11 protein-coding genes are annotated in these 14,004 nt (G+C 65.2%); 8 read left to right on the forward strand and 3 right to left on the reverse strand.

The window, feature by feature from the left end:
* Nucleotides 1–39: 39 nt before the first annotated feature.
* From HV770_RS32415 to HV770_RS32430, 4 genes are all read left to right on the forward strand, one after another.
* Nucleotides 40–1,773 (forward strand): ClcB-like voltage-gated chloride channel protein, encoded by a 1,734-nt coding sequence (locus HV770_RS32415; RefSeq protein ID WP_175165626.1) that lies wholly within the window; start codon nucleotides 40–42, stop codon nucleotides 1,771–1,773.
* Nucleotides 1,774–1,946: 173 nt separating this feature from the next.
* Nucleotides 1,947–3,284 carry a C45 family autoproteolytic acyltransferase/hydrolase gene (locus HV770_RS32420; RefSeq protein WP_175165582.1) on the forward strand — a complete coding sequence of 446 codons (1,338 nt, stop codon included), beginning with the start codon at nucleotides 1,947–1,949 and terminating at the stop codon, nucleotides 3,282–3,284.
* A 228-nt stretch (nucleotides 3,285–3,512) separates the two neighbouring features.
* Nucleotides 3,513–3,767 (forward strand): hypothetical protein, encoded by a 255-nt coding sequence (locus HV770_RS32425; RefSeq protein ID WP_175165583.1) that lies wholly within the window; start codon nucleotides 3,513–3,515, stop codon nucleotides 3,765–3,767.
* 248 nt (nucleotides 3,768–4,015) lie between these two features.
* The gene (locus HV770_RS32430) at nucleotides 4,016–4,246 is read left to right on the forward strand and encodes a DUF2795 domain-containing protein (protein ID WP_175165584.1); all 231 of its coding nucleotides are present in this window, start codon (nucleotides 4,016–4,018) and stop codon (nucleotides 4,244–4,246) included.
* A 44-nt stretch (nucleotides 4,247–4,290) separates the two neighbouring features.
* Here HV770_RS32430 and HV770_RS32435 read toward each other — a convergent pair whose 3' ends face one another.
* The gene (locus HV770_RS32435) at nucleotides 4,291–5,340 is read right to left on the reverse strand and encodes a LysR family transcriptional regulator (RefSeq protein ID WP_175165585.1); all 1,050 of its coding nucleotides are present in this window, start codon (nucleotides 5,338–5,340) and stop codon (nucleotides 4,291–4,293) included.
* A 256-nt stretch (nucleotides 5,341–5,596) separates the two neighbouring features.
* Here HV770_RS32435 and HV770_RS32440 point away from each other — a divergent pair, with 256 nt between their 5' ends.
* Complete coding sequence (locus HV770_RS32440) at nucleotides 5,597–5,809, forward strand: hypothetical protein (protein WP_121317873.1); 213 nt, start codon at nucleotides 5,597–5,599, stop codon at nucleotides 5,807–5,809.
* 149 nt (nucleotides 5,810–5,958) lie between these two features.
* On the opposite strand, the gene HV770_RS32445 is transcribed toward HV770_RS32440, so the two are convergent.
* Complete coding sequence (locus tag HV770_RS32445) at nucleotides 5,959–6,576, reverse strand: TetR/AcrR family transcriptional regulator (RefSeq protein ID WP_175165586.1); 618 nt, start codon at nucleotides 6,574–6,576, stop codon at nucleotides 5,959–5,961.
* Between the two features lie 219 nt (nucleotides 6,577–6,795).
* Here HV770_RS32445 and HV770_RS32450 point away from each other — a divergent pair, with 219 nt between their 5' ends.
* Genes HV770_RS32450 through HV770_RS32460 form a run of 3 tightly spaced genes read left to right on the forward strand, consistent with a single transcriptional unit; the run spans nucleotide 6,796 to nucleotide 12,577 of the window.
* Entirely contained in the window at nucleotides 6,796–7,938 is a 1,143-nt protein-coding gene (locus HV770_RS32450) for an efflux RND transporter periplasmic adaptor subunit (protein ID WP_175165587.1), read from the forward strand.
* Complete coding sequence (locus HV770_RS32455; RefSeq protein ID WP_175165588.1) at nucleotides 7,935–11,063, forward strand: efflux RND transporter permease subunit; 3,129 nt, start codon at nucleotides 7,935–7,937, stop codon at nucleotides 11,061–11,063. Before HV770_RS32450 ends, HV770_RS32455 begins: the two co-directional genes overlap by 4 nt.
* Before the next feature lie 2 nt (nucleotides 11,064–11,065).
* Nucleotides 11,066–12,577: an efflux transporter outer membrane subunit gene (locus HV770_RS32460; protein ID WP_175165589.1), complete on the forward strand. Its 1,512-nt coding sequence runs from the start codon at nucleotides 11,066–11,068 to the stop codon at nucleotides 12,575–12,577.
* Between the two features lie 537 nt (nucleotides 12,578–13,114).
* Here the strand turns inward: HV770_RS32460 and HV770_RS32465 are convergent.
* Nucleotides 13,115–13,993 carry a lipid A biosynthesis lauroyl acyltransferase gene (locus tag HV770_RS32465; protein ID WP_175165590.1) on the reverse strand — a complete coding sequence of 293 codons (879 nt, stop codon included), beginning with the start codon at nucleotides 13,991–13,993 and terminating at the stop codon, nucleotides 13,115–13,117.
* Nucleotides 13,994–14,004 lie beyond the last annotated feature (11 nt).

Raw genomic sequence — 14,004 nt, forward strand, 5'->3', positions numbered from 1 at the left:
TCCGTTCCCGAATTCTTTCCCACGCCCCGTACTGTCGACGTGCTTTCATTCCTGCTGAAGCTGCGCACCCGCGCCCAAAACCTGTTCCGTCTTTCGGACGCCCACACGCTGCTGGTCTGGTCGGTGGTGGTCGGCATCGCCGGCGCTTTCGCGACGATCCTGTTTCGCGAAGCGATCGCGCTGCTGCAACGGCTGGTGGCGGGACGCGCTGGCAGCTTCGTCGAAATGGCGCGCAGCCTGCCGTGGACCGTGCGGATCTGGTTGCCGGCCGCCGGCGGCCTGATCGCCGGCTTCTTTCTGCTGATCGCGCAGCGTCACGCCGACAGATGCAATCACGTCGACTACATGGAAGCGGTTGCGATCGGCGACGGCGTGGTGCCGGTCAGGCTGAGCCTGTGGCGCAGCGTGTCGTCGCTGTTCACGATCGCGAGCGGCGGCTCGATCGGCCGCGAAGGACCGATGGTGCAACTGGCGGCGCTCGCCTCGTCGCTGATCGGGCGCTGGGTGCATTTCGATCCGTCGCGACTGCGTTTGCTGGTCGCCTGCGGCGCGGCGGCGGGCATTACCTCGGCGTACAGCGCACCGATCGCGGGCGCGTTTTTCGTCACCGAGATCGTGCTCGGCTCAATCGCAATGGAGAGCTTCGGGCCGGTGGTGGTGTCGGCCGTGGTCGCCAACATCACGATGCGCGAATTCGCTGGCTACAAGCCGCCGTACGAGATGCCGGTGTTTCCGGCCGTGGCGGGGCTCGAGGTGCTGCTGTTCGTCGCGCTCGGCGCGCTGTGCGGGCTCGCCGCACCGCAGTTTTTGCGGCTGCTCGACGCGTCGAAGGCCGCCTTTCGCAAGCTGCCCGTGCCGCTGCCCGTGCGGCTCGCGCTCGGCGGCTTCGTGGTCGGCGTGATCTCGATCTGGACGCCCGAGGTGTGGGGCAACGGCTATAGCGTCGTCAACTCGATTCTGCATTCGCCGTGGACGTGGACCGCGCTCGTCGTCGTGCTCGTGTTCAAGCTCGCCGCGACCGCGGCCACGGCGGGCTCCGGCGCGGTCGGCGGGGTCTTCACGCCGACCCTGTTCGTCGGCGCGGCGGTCGGCTCGCTGTTCGGCCAGGGCATGCACGCGCTGTGGCCGCACGCGACCTCGGAGCCATACGCGTACGCGATGGTCGGCATGGGCGCGTTCCTCGCGGGCGCGACCCAGGCGCCGCTGATGGCGATCCTGATGATCTTCGAAATGACGCTCAGCTACCAGGTCGTGCTGCCGCTGATGCTCTCATGCGTGGTCGCCTATTTCATCGCGCGGGCGATCGGCAAGACCTCGATGTACGAAATCACGTTGCGCCGCAACCGCGAGGAGCAGGAGCGCACGCGCCTGCGCGCCACCCAGATGCGCGAGCTGATTCGCCCCGCCGAAACCGTCGTGCTGCCGAACGCGACGGTGCCGGACATGACGCGCGTGTTCCTCGAATATCCGGTGAAGTATCTGTACGTCGCCAACGAGTCCGGGGCGTTTCTCGGCGTGGTCGCGCTCAAGGACATCACGTCCGATCTGCTCGACAAGTGCGATACGTCGGCGAAAACCGCCGCGGACTATCTTCAGCCGCATTTCGACGTGCTCACGCCGGACATGTCGCTCGGCGTCGCGCTGCAGCACTTCATGGCATTTCAGGGCGAGCGTCTGCCGGTGGTCGAAAGCGCCGCGCATCCGAAGCTCGCCGGCGTGGTCTACAAGACTTCGCTGCTCGACGCCTATTTCCGCATGAATCCGACCCAATAGGCGGCGTGCCCCCTCCGGCGCACGGCCCGGCGGCGCCGTGCAAAGCGCCGCAAATTCTCTACAATGGGGAGACCGCTGCGGCCCACAACCGGCACGCTTTCGCCACCGATGCCGCAGCGCGCGTTACGTCAGGACGGGCGCGCCGAGACGCCCGCCGTGCGATCGGAGCGAAGATGAGCGAACCGTCCCTCGATGCCGTGCGCCGCGACCAGGCAGGCTGGATTTTCCTGCATATCGAAGGCGAGCCCTACGACCGCGGCGAGCAGCACGGCCAGTTGCTCGCCGCCGAAATCCGCAACGCGATCCACACTGCCCGCTATCTCGCGAAGTGGGATACGGGCGAAGAGTTCGACACCTTCGTCGAAGCCGCGAGCGCCCAGTTCGCCAGCAAGCTCGACACCGAATTCGCCGATGAAATCCAGGGCATCGCCGACGGCGCGAAGCTGCCGTTCGCCGAAGTGCTGGCGTGGAACGGCTACATGGATCTGCTGCAGAGCTGGTGGCCGAGCCACGCGGCGCGGCAGCAGCCGCAGCTCGGCACGAAGCCATGGCGCGGCCGGCGCGGGCACCATTGCAGCGCGTTCATCGCCACCGGCAACGCGACGCGCGACGGTCGCATCGTGATGGCGCACAACTCCTGGGATCGCTACGCGGCGGGCGACGCGTTCAACGTCGTGTTCGACATCGTGCCGGACCGCGGCAACCGCATCCTGATGCAGGGCTTGCCGGGCTGCATCTCCAGCCTCACCGACTTCTGGGTCACGGCCGCCGGGCTGATGGTGACCGAAACCACGATCTCCAACTTCGTCGGCTACAACGCGGCCGGCGCGCCCGAGTTCTACCGCTCCCGGCGCGCGTCGCAGTATGCGAACAGCATCGGCGAATGGTGCGAGATGTTCGCGCTCGCGAACAATGGCGGCTATGCGAACAGCTGGCTGCTCGGCGACGCGAAGACCGGCGAGATCGCGCGTTACGAACTGGGGCTTCACTATTCGGGCTTCGAGACCACCAAGGATGGTTTCTACAGCGGCTATAACACGGCGACCGACCTGAAGATCCGCAACCAGGAATGTATCGGCGAAGGCGAGGACTACACGGACGTGCGCAAGAACGGCGCGCGGCGCTTGCGCTTCATGCAGCTCGAAGAACTGCATCGCGGCAGGATCGACGTGGAGCTGGCCAAGGAGATGATCGCCGATCACCACGACGTCTATCTCGACCGCAACGACAACCCCTGCTCGCGTACCATCTGCGGCCATCTGGAACTCGACGACGCGCGCTTTGGCGGCACCGATCATGGACCGTTCAATCCCTGGGGAGCCAACGACGGCAAGGTGGTCGACAGCGAAATGGCGCGCGCGATGGCGTTCACCGCGCGCTGGGGTCATCCTTGCGGACGGCCGTTCGACGCGCAGGCGTTCATGAAGCGGCATCCGCAGTGGAACTGGCTGAACGGGTATATGCGCGACCGGCCGTCGTGGCCGTGGACGCGGTTTGATGTGTTGCGATAGGGGCGTGCCCCCGGGCGCCTGCCGTCATGGCGTTCATGCCATCATCTGCAAACTGCAATACCGTTTTGTCGCAAATGTCCGCGCGTTGCAGTATTTGCCATCTAAGATGGTAAGTAGATGCAGGCCGCACATCGCAGTGCCCCGTGTAGCTTGCGCCGTCCTTTCGACGCGGGGACGGCATAGCGTTTGCTTGATTGTCAGCGCCGCGTGAGTTTAGGAGGTCGGGCGATGAAAACCTCGACACTGTTGACCATGGTGACGCTGTCCGCCTCGTGTTTTGCCGCACCGGTTCATACCGCCATCGACAGCACGAATGCCAGTAGCCTTGCCGAACGCGCCAACGCTGCGCCGGTCGCCCCCGCAGCGCCGGATGTCGCCGCGATCGACGCTAACCGGCCGCAACATTGGCAGCACATCGCGCTGCCAAAGTCGCGACATCTGGATCGCAGCGTCATGGGGAAGAACGAGCATCTGCAGACCTGACGGCGGTCGATGTTCTCGCGACGTCGCTCGCGTGATCGTGGTCATGGCGCTTCCATGTTCAGGCGGTTTTCGCGGGCCCTTCGTTAGTCTTTCATGAGCCGCGCGGCGCAGGCCATGAGCGTGCGCTACGCAAACTGCTGCCGGCGCCGAACGGGTCGGTTTCATGTCGCTTTTGCCGTCCCGCAACCGAGTCAGCACCAACCTCTCCCAACCACCGATTCCAATCGCATTTTCACAGGAACATTTGCATGACTGCCTCGGCTATTCCCGGTGAATCGATCGACCTGCAGATCACAGACCTTCTGAGCGAAGTCCATTTCCCGACCAACAAGGACGCGCTCGTCGACGCCGCACGGGAAGCCGGCGCGAGCAACGAAGTGCTGTCTATGCTCGATGGAATGCCTGAGCAGGATTACGCGGACATTGCATCCGTCACGCGCCTGATCAGCGGCAATTACGGTCCGGGGCTAGGGTCGTAAAGCGGGCGGCGGGGCACCACGCCCGATCAGAGCCGCGATCGCCCTCAAACCTGCGATGCCGCCACGGCGCGCGCGCGCACCGCCTTGGGCACACGGCGCGCCACCTCACGCGGCAACGCCGGCACCGCCACCTCATCCCGCTCGGCGAGCACGCCAGCAACCGGATTCGCCACCGTCACGATGCGTGCATCGCGGGCGTGATCGCCGGCCTGCTGGTAATGCTCGACGAGGTGATCGATAAAAGTACGCACCTTTGCCGGCAGATGCATCCGGCTCGGATAGGCGATCGTAATTTCCACCTGCGGCAAACGGTAATCGCCGAGCAGCCGCACCAGTCGCCCGGACGCCAGATCCCGGCCGATCAGATAGCTCGGCAGAATCGCCACCCCCATGCCCAGCAGCGCGAATTGCCGGAGCATCTCGCTGTTGTTCGCGGCGATCGCGTTGACCGGCCTGACCCGGACTTCACCGTCCGGTCCGCTGAACACGCGCTCCTCGCCGCCCTGCTCGGCCGGCCGGCTCAGGCACGGATGCTTCAGCAAATGCTCGGGACGCGTCGGCGTGCCGTGCAGCGCCAGATACGCGGGCGTTGCACAGACCGTCAGGTAGCCGGTCGTCAGGCGCCGCGTGACGATGCTCGCGCTGCGCATGTGCCGCGCGGCGAGGATGCCGACGTCGAAGCCCTCCTCGACGAGGTCGACATGACGATCCGCGAGCGTGACGTCCGGCACGACCGCCGGATAGCGCGCGGCGTACGACTGCACTACCGGGGCCAGGCTATTCAGCCCAAACACCACCGGCGCGACGATGCGCAAGGTGCCGACGGGTTCGTGATTGCGCGCCACCACCATCTGCTCGACGCCCTCGAGGTCGTCGAGAATGTGGCGCACGCGTTCGAGATAGGCCCTGCCGGACTCGGTGAGCGACAGCCGGCGCGTGGTCCGATTGAGCAGCCGCGTGCCGAGACGCGCCTCCAGATCGGCCACGTGCCGGGTGACCACCGCGGTGGAAAGATCCAGCGCGCCGGCCGCGCCGACGAAGCTGCCGAGGTCCGCCACTTTGACGAACACGCGCATCGACTGCAGTTGATTCATGGGACGACTCCTGCCTCGGTGAAGCCGGGCCGGCGCACCCCCCGCCGCCTTTGAATACCCGTGCGACAAGGCGCGCGCGGGTTTGCCCAACGAACCGATTGTATCGGCCTGATCATGTCCCAACCCTGACCTGAACATGACATTCCAGACAGATTGACTAGGCCCTCATGACACTGTTTCAACGATTGTTGCAGATTTCGACTAGGTATAAACCCTTAGGTGCTGGTAACATAGCGGCCGAAAGGAAATTACCGCCATGCCACATCGTTTTCAGCTTTTCGAAAAAATCGCGTTTTCACTGGTCTGCTGGTCCGCCGCGGCCTGCTCGGCTTTCATCGCCTATGAGCGCTGCCCGGATATCAAGGTCGTTCTGCATGCCGGCGCGCAAGTTCTGCGCTATAGCGGCGAGTACTCGTTCGCCTGCGCGGCGCCCGACCCCGACATCTGCGCGCCCCTGCCGAACAACTGAGTTTGATTCGCCGCGAGCGCGGCATCTGAATACAGCAGGTACGCCCGCGGTCGTCTGAACTCTCGCGCGCCGGCTCAACAGCGCCGCATAGCGGTGCGACCACCTGAGCCGGCCTGCCCGCTTCCCCTGTAGCGCGCGAGCCGTGCGGCTCACGCGTCGCGCCCGAACACCACCCGCGAAAAAAATCCCGCCAGCACTGCCTCGGCCTTCTCCGTCGGCACGTTGTGCGGATCGACCGTGTAGAAGAATTGCACGCCGTCGCACAAGCCCATCAAACCGATCGCGAGCGCTTCCGGCTCCATCAGCATCGGCGTGCCGACACGCGCCGAAAATTCGCGGATATAGGCGCTCATCTGCTCGAGCTTCTCGTGCATGAACGCATTGAAGCGCAGCCGGAAGCGGCCGTCGCGCACCGCGAGCAGCTTCGCCTCCACCCACAGCAGGAAACACTTGTTCTCGCGATGCAGGCTGCTGTAGTAACGCAGCACACGCGCTTCCATCTCCTCACGTGACGCCGCGCTCGCGAAGATGGCCTGCAAGCCCGCCTGCATCGTTTCGTGATCGCGCCGCAGCAGTTCGAGAAACAGTTCGCTCTTGCTGCTGAAGTTCGAATAGAACGCGCCGCGCGTGTAGCCGGCCGCGGCCGCGATGTCCTCGACGCTCGCCGCGACAAAACCCTTCTTCATGAAAATCGCTTGCGCAGCGTTGAACAGACGCTCGCGCGTCTGGTCCTTGCTTTGCTCACGTGTCAGTCGTTGCCGTTTCATGGCCGCCAGTCTAGCACCGAAAAGAATTCAAATTCACTCCAACATTCAAATACAGGTGTGTATTAGAATGCACGTCACCATTCGAAGTCAGACGCGTATGCCAATTGCATGAACCGGTCTGCGCGTCTTCGCTGGCGGGCCGCTGCGGCTTGCCGTGTTCGTTCGCTGTCTCCAGTTGGGGTAATTGTGAAGCGTCCCGGTCCTCCCGCATCGTCGACGATGCGCCAGCAGTCCCCTCGGCCCATGCGCCGCGCAGCCGGCGCCGTGGCGCTGGCCGCCGTGCTCACGCTGGCGGCGTGCTCGAAAAAAGAAGCAGCGGCCCCCGCGCCGCGTCCCGTCGTGGCCGTCGCCGTGCAGGCGGACGGCAACGGGATGCCGGCAACGTCCTTGCCCGGTGAAGTGCAGTCGCGCTATTCGACGCCGCTGTCGTTTCGCGTCGGCGGCAAAATCATCGAGCGGCGCGTGCGCCTCGGCGACGCCGTGAAGAGCGGCCAGATCGTCGCCCTGCTCGACCCGGCCGATGCGCAAAAAAATGCGGCCAGCGCACAGGCGCAACTCGAAGCCGCCGAGCACGGCCTCGTGTTCGCGAAGCAGCAACTCGATCGCGACCAGGTGCAGGCGAAGGAAAATCTGATCGCGCCGGCACAGCTCGAACAGACCACCAATGCCTACGCGTCTGCGCTCGCGCAGCGCGACCAGGCCGCGCAACAGGCCGCACTCGCGAAGAACCAGTTGCAGTACACGACGCTCGTCGCCGCTCACGCGGGCGTCATCACGGCGGAACAGGCCGACACCGGGCAGAACGTGTCCGCTGGCCAGGCTGTCTACAACCTCGCATGGAGCGGCGACATCGACGTGCTCTGCGACGTGCCGGAAAGCGCGCTCGCGGGATTCGCGCTCGGGCAAAGCGCCAACGTCACGCTCGCCGCGCTCCCAGGACGCAAGTTCACGGCGCGCGTGCGCGAACTCTCGCCCGCCGCCGACCCGCAAAGCCGCACGTGGCGCGCGCGGCTCACGCTCGACAATCCTGGCCCGGACGTGCGTCTCGGCATGACCGCCGATGTCGCGCCGCTTGCCTCGTCGCAGGCGAACGGCGCGGCGCGGCAGAACGGCTTCGTCACGCTGCCCGTCACCGCACTGTTCCACGAAGGCCGCGAGCCGGCCGTGTGGGTCGTGCGCAATACCGACAACGCGCTGGAACTGCGCCGCGTAACGGTGACGCGCTATACCGAGCGCACCGTCGTGATCGGCGAGGGGCTCAAGGACGGCGAACGCGTCGTGCTGCAAGGCGTGCATACCGTGACCGCCGGCGAAAAAGTCCGCGTGATCGCACCGCTGCACCCCGAGGACTTCGCTTCATGAGCACGGCCCATGAACATGAAGAAGGACGCTTCAACCTGTCCGCCTGGGCGCTACGTCATCAAGCACTCGTCGTTTTTCTGATCGCGCTCGCCACCGCGTTCGGCATCCTCGCCTATACGCGGCTCGCGCAGTCCGAAGACCCGCCGTTTACGTTCCGCGTGATGGTGATCCGCACCTTCTGGCCCGGCGCCACCGCGCGGCAGGTGCAGGAACAGGTGACCGACCGCATCGGCCGCAAGTTGCAGGAGACGCCCGCCATCGATTTCATCCGCAGCTATTCGCGCCCCGGCGAGTCGTTGATGTTCTTCACGATGAAAGACTCGGCGCCGGTGCGCGACGTGCCCGAAACCTGGTATCAGGTGCGCAAGAAAGTCGGCGACATCGCGGCGACCTTGCCTCAAGGCATACAAGGCCCGTTCTTCAACGATGAATTCGGCGACGTCTACACCAACATCTATACGCTCGAAGGCGACGGTTTTTCCGCCGCGCAGCTGCACGATTACGCGGACCAGTTGCGCACGGTGCTGCTGCGCGTGCCGGGCGTCGGCAAGGTCGATTACTTCGGCGACCCCGACCAGCACATCTACATCGAGATCGCCAACACGCAGCTCACCCGTCTGGGCATCTCGCCGCAGCAGCTCGGCCAGGCGATCGACTCGCAGAACAGCGTCGCGCCGTCGGGCACGCTGACCACCACCGACGACCGCGTGTTCGTGCGCCCCAGCGGCCAGTTCAAGGACGTCGCCGCACTCGCCGACACGCTGATCCGCATCAACAACCGCACGTTCCGTCTCGGCGACATCGCGACGATCAAACGCGGCTACGACGATCCGGTCGTCACGCAAATGCGCTTCGGCGGCAAGGCGGTGCTCGGCATCGGCGTAACGATGCAGCCGGGCGGCGACGTGATCCGCCTCGGCAAAGCGCTCGATCAACAGATGGCGCAATTGCGTCAAGCGTTGCCGGCCGGCCTGCAACTCGTCGAGGTGTCGAGCATGCCGCATGCGGTCGCGCGCTCGGTGGACGACTTCCTCGAGGCCGTCGCCGAAGCCGTCGCGATCGTGCTGGTGGTGAGCCTCGTGTCGCTCGGCGTGCGTACCGGCATGGTGGTCGTGATCTCGATCCCGGTGGTGCTCGCCGTCACCGCGCTGTGCATGTATCTGTTCGACATCGGTTTGCACAAGGTGTCGCTCGGCACGCTGGTGCTCGCGCTGGGGCTCCTCGTCGACGACGCGATCATCGCGGTCGAGATGATGTCGGTGAAGCTGGAGCAAGGCTGGAACCGCACGCGCGCGGCGGCCTTCGCGTACACCAGCACCGCGTTTCCGATGCTGACCGGCACGCTCGTAACCGTCTCCGGTTTCCTGCCGATCGCACTGGCGAAATCGAGCACCGGCGAATACACGCGCTCGATCTTCGAAGTGTCGGCGATTGCGCTGATCGCGTCGTGGCTCGCGGCGGTCGTGCTGATTCCGCTGCTCGGCTATCACCTGTTGCCCGAGCGCAAACGTCAGGCGCACGAAGCGGAAGACCACGAGCACGACATCTACGACACGCGCTTCTATAAGCGTCTGCGTGGCTGGATCGGCTGGTGCATCGAGCGGCGTTTCGTTGTACTGGCGATCACCGTCATACTGTTCGTGCTGGCTATGGCGGGTTTCAGTCTGGTGCCGCAGCAGTTCTTCCCGAGCTCGGACCGCCCCGAGTTGCTGGTGGATGTGCGGCTGCCCGAAGGCGCGTCGTTCGAAGCGACGTTGCGCCAGGCACAGCGGCTCGAAAAAGCGCTGGTGGGCCGCCCGGAAATCGATCATACGGTGAGCTTCGTCGGCACCGGCGCGCCGCGCTTCTATCTGCCGCTCGATCAGCAATTGCCGCAGCCCAATTTCGCGCAGTTCGTGATCACCGCGAAGTCGGTGAAGGATCGCGAAAAGCTCGCGCAGTGGCTCGAACCGGAACTGCGCAACAACTTCCCGGCGATCCGCACGCGCCTGTCGCGCCTCGAGAACGGGCCGCCGGTCGGCTATCCGGTGCAGTTGCGCGTGAGCGGCGACGACATCGCGACCGTGCGCTCGATCGCCGAACGCGTCGCCGCCACCATGCGCGCCGATCGTGGCACCCGCAACGTCCAGTTCGACTGGGACGAGCCGGCCGAGCGCTCGGTGCGTTTCGAGGTCGACCAGAAACGGGCCCGCGAACTCGGCGTAAGCTCCGAAGACATTTCGAGCTTCCTCGCGATGACACTCTCCGGCTACACCGTCACGCAGTATCGCGAGCGCGACAAGCTGATCAGCGTCGATCTGCGTGCGCCGCGCGCGGAGCGTGTCGACCCGTCGCAACTCCTCGCGCTGGCGATGCCTACGTCGAACGGCCCCGTGCCGCTCGGCACGCTCGGCCATCTGCGCAACGATCTGGAGTACGGCGTGATCTGGGAGCGCGACCGCCAGCCGACCATCACCGTGCAATCCGACGTGTCGCCGGGCGCGCAAGGCATCGACGTCACCCACTCGGTGGACCGCGCGCTCGCGCAGATTCGCGCGACGCTGCCGGTCGGCTACCGGATCGAAGTCGGCGGCTCGGTCGAGGAAAGCGGCAAGGGCCAGGCGTCGATCAACGCGCAGATTCCGATCATGGTGATTGCCGTGCTGACCCTGCTGATGGTTCAGTTGCAGAGCTTCGCGCGCGTGCTGATGGTCGTGCTGACCGCACCGCTCGGCCTGATCGGCGTGGTGCTCACGCTGCTGCTGTTCGGCCAGCCGTTCGGCTTCGTCGCGATGCTCGGCGTGATCGCGATGTTCGGCATCATCATGCGCAACTCGGTGATTCTGGTCGATCAGATCGAGCAGGACATCGCATCCGGGCATAAGCGTTTCGACGCGATCGTCGGCGCGACCGTGCGGCGTTTCCGGCCGATCACGCTGACCGCGGCCGCCGCCGTGCTCGCGCTGATTCCGCTGTTGCGCTCGAACTTCTTCGGCCCGATGGCGACCGCGCTGATGGGCGGCATCACGAGCGCAACCATCCTCACGCTGTTCTATCTGCCCGCGTTGTACGCCGCATCGTTCAGGGTGCGCGGCGACGAGCGCGAGCCGCAGACGCCGTCCGGTGCGACGCATACGGGGAATTGAGCATGGCTACTCCTACACTCTCCCGCTATCCACGCCTCGGTGCGCTCGCCCTCGCCGCCTGCGCGCTCGGCGCCTGCTCGTTCGGGCCGAGCGGTGAGCCGCCCGCGATGCCGCAGCCGGCACACTACGGCGCCGAGGCGCAGCCGGCGCAGACGGCGCCCGCGCAAGGCGTCACGCAGCAGTTCGTGGTCGGCGCGCGGGCGGTGCCCGAATGGTGGAAGCTGTATCAATCGGATGCGTTGGACGCGCTGGTCGACGAAGGCTTGCGCAACAGCCCCACGCTCGCCGCGACCGACAGGAGTCTCGCCGCCGCGCGCGAGCAGTTGCGCGCGCAGATCGGCAGTTCGATGCTGCCGACCATCGACGCGGGCGGCCAGGCGACCCGCAATCGCGCGCTGGCGATCCCCGAGATAGGCCCCAACACGTTTCTGTACAACATCTTCGTCGGCCAATTGCAGGCGCACTACACGTTCGACCTGTTCGGCGCCGCGCGCCTAGCCGATGCGGCGCTTGCCGCACGCGTAAACGTGCAAGCCTATCAGTTCGACGCCGCGCGCCGTGCGCTGGCCGCCAACATCGTCACGGCGACGATCACCAGCGCCGCCCTGCATGCGCAGATCGACACCACCGAGCGGCTCGTGACGCTCGCCAACGATCAGGCGCGCGACACCCAGCGGCGCTATGCGCTCGGCGCGGTCTCGCACGCCGATCTGTTGAGCGCGCAGCAGAGCGCGGCGAGTCTGGCGGCGAGCTTGCCGGGTTTGAAGCAGCAATGGCTGAGCACGCGCCACGCGTTGGCCGTGCTGCTCGGCCGCACGCCGGACGGGGCGCCGGACGATCTCGATCTCGCACGGCTGCATCTGCCCGAGCAGGTGCCGGTCGTGGTGCCCTCGGAGCTGTTGCGCTCACGGCCCGACATTCGGGCCGCCGACGCCGCGGTGAAGGCTGCCGCGGCCGACGTCGGCGTCGCGACGGCGCAGATGTTCCCGAGCCTGTCGCTGAGCGCGTCGATGGGACAAGGCGGGTTTAGCTGGCCAGTGGCGCTGTCCGGCGCGGGGGCGATATGGAGCATTGGCGCATCGTTGTCGCAGCCGCTGTTCCATGGCGGCGCACTGCTGGCGCAGCGGCGCGCGGCGCAAGCCACGTACGACGCCACCATCTCGCAGTACAGGCAGACGGTGCTGGCCGCGTTCCAGAACGTCGCCGATACGCTCGCCGCGTTAGAGCACGACGCGCAGGCGCTCGACTCGGCGAATGTCGCCGCGCGTTCGGCCCAGGGGATTTTCGAAGAGACGTCGGGACGCTACCGGCTGGGCGCGTTGCCGATTGCGTCGACGCGCTCGAGCGAGCAGCAGTTTCGCAACGCACAGCTCGATGAGATCCGCTATACGAGCGCCCGTTTGACGGATACGGCGGCGCTGTTTCAGGCGATGGGCAATCCGCCGGTTGAGGCGGCGGCGTCAGCGGCTGCGGCGTCCTCAACGTCGGCTGCAAATGCGGGCGTGTCCAACTAAACCTGGGATTCCGTACGGTCAGCCGCGAAGTTATCCCCAGTTTATGTTGAAGAGCCTGTTGAAAACTATCTGACAAGCGGACTAACACGTTGAATGTGCTGGAGTTTGTGGGGCCGGCACGGAATGAACCAGCAGGCGTTGGGCACTGGCATTTACTGGCGATGAGGCAGTCGGCATGCCTCATTGTTATCCCCAGTTTATGTTGAAAGGGCTGTTGATAACCCTTGGGCGGCACACATAAGTGCTTGAAGCGAATCGGTTTGCGAGGTGAGGTGCAGCGGGATGCAATACTGCGCGAACAGTCCGCGGAGGGAGCACGGCAACCATTACGTCCGACAACTCCTAAATTACAGATTCCCTTTTAAACACTCGGTAAGCAACCTGCAGACCCTGACACCATGCGCAGGAAAGCAGCCAGGAAACTATCAGGCATCATCGTTTCCGACGCGGCACTGATCGCCGCAGGCCCACCCTCGCTCCGACATCACCGCACATGGTCTATCGCCGTCAGGGGATAGAAACCAAAAAACCGCGACCTCAATAAACCCCCGCCTCTCCCGCCGGCCGATTTTTGAACCGCTTATGCACCCAATAATATTGATCAGGAATCCGTCTTACCTGCGTCTCGAGAAACTCGGTGATCCGCCGCGCATCGACCGAGACATCATCGGACGGGAAATTGCTTAGCGGATCGAAAATGGTCAGCTTGTACCCACGATAATCCGGCAGCACCTCGGTCACAAACGGCACGACCCGTGCATTGCCCGCGCGCGCCATCCGCGATACCGACGTCAGCGTGCAGGCCGGTACACCGAAGAACGGCACGAATACCGAATCGCGCAAGCCAAAATCCATATCGGCGGCCAGCATCACCGGTTTGCCTTCGCGCAACGCGCGCAGCGCTCGCCGCACGCTGTCGCTGCGCGGAATCATCTCCGTGCCGAAGCGGCCGCGCTGCCGCTTGGCCATCGCGTCGAGCAGCAGGTTCGACATCGGCGTATAGAGCGAGGCGACCGGATGGCGCGTCGAATACATCATGCATCCGGCCTCGATGCCGACGAAGTGGAAACCGACGAAAATGGTCGGCTGCGACGAGACCTCCGCGAGATCGATCGCGCTATCCACTTCAACGAGGCGCGCGAGCGCCTGCGCATTGCCGAACCATTGCGGCCCGCGCTCGACGTAGCTGCGGATCACGTGGCGAAAGTGCGCGCGCGCCAGACGCTCGCGCGCTTCGTCGCTCATGTCCGGAAAGCACAGCTTCAGATTGGTGTGCACGACGCGCCGGCGCGTGCTTGGAATCCGGTACAGCAAGGCGCCGATGCCGCTGCCGAGTCGCGCGACCACCCCATAGGGCAGGAACGCGAACACGCGCAGCAGACCTGTCGTCAGACAGATGAGAATTCGACTTTTCAACGCGGAGACCC

Source organism: Paraburkholderia fynbosensis (genome assembly GCF_902859935.1).
Lineage (GTDB): Bacteria > Pseudomonadota > Gammaproteobacteria > Burkholderiales > Burkholderiaceae > Paraburkholderia > Paraburkholderia fynbosensis.

What these genes read in the sequence shown, in the direction of transcription:
- HV770_RS32420 (WP_175165582.1), top strand. Translation starts at nt 1,947, where the DNA reads ATGAGCGAACCGTCCCTCGATGCCGTGCGCCGCGACCAGGCAGGCTGG.
- HV770_RS32425 (WP_175165583.1), top strand. Translation starts at nt 3,513, where the DNA reads ATGAAAACCTCGACACTGTTGACCATGGTGACGCTGTCCGCCTCGTGT.
- HV770_RS32430 (WP_175165584.1), top strand. Translation starts at nt 4,016, where the DNA reads ATGACTGCCTCGGCTATTCCCGGTGAATCGATCGACCTGCAGATCACA.
- HV770_RS32435 (WP_175165585.1), bottom strand. Translation starts at nt 5,340, where the DNA reads ATGAATCAACTGCAGTCGATGCGCGTGTTCGTCAAAGTGGCGGACCTC.
- HV770_RS32440 (WP_121317873.1), top strand. Translation starts at nt 5,597, where the DNA reads ATGCCACATCGTTTTCAGCTTTTCGAAAAAATCGCGTTTTCACTGGTC.
- HV770_RS32445 (WP_175165586.1), bottom strand. Translation starts at nt 6,576, where the DNA reads ATGAAACGGCAACGACTGACACGTGAGCAAAGCAAGGACCAGACGCGC.
- HV770_RS32450 (WP_175165587.1), top strand. Translation starts at nt 6,796, where the DNA reads ATGCGCCAGCAGTCCCCTCGGCCCATGCGCCGCGCAGCCGGCGCCGTG.
- HV770_RS32455 (WP_175165588.1), top strand. Translation starts at nt 7,935, where the DNA reads ATGAGCACGGCCCATGAACATGAAGAAGGACGCTTCAACCTGTCCGCC.
- HV770_RS32460 (WP_175165589.1), top strand. Translation starts at nt 11,066, where the DNA reads ATGGCTACTCCTACACTCTCCCGCTATCCACGCCTCGGTGCGCTCGCC.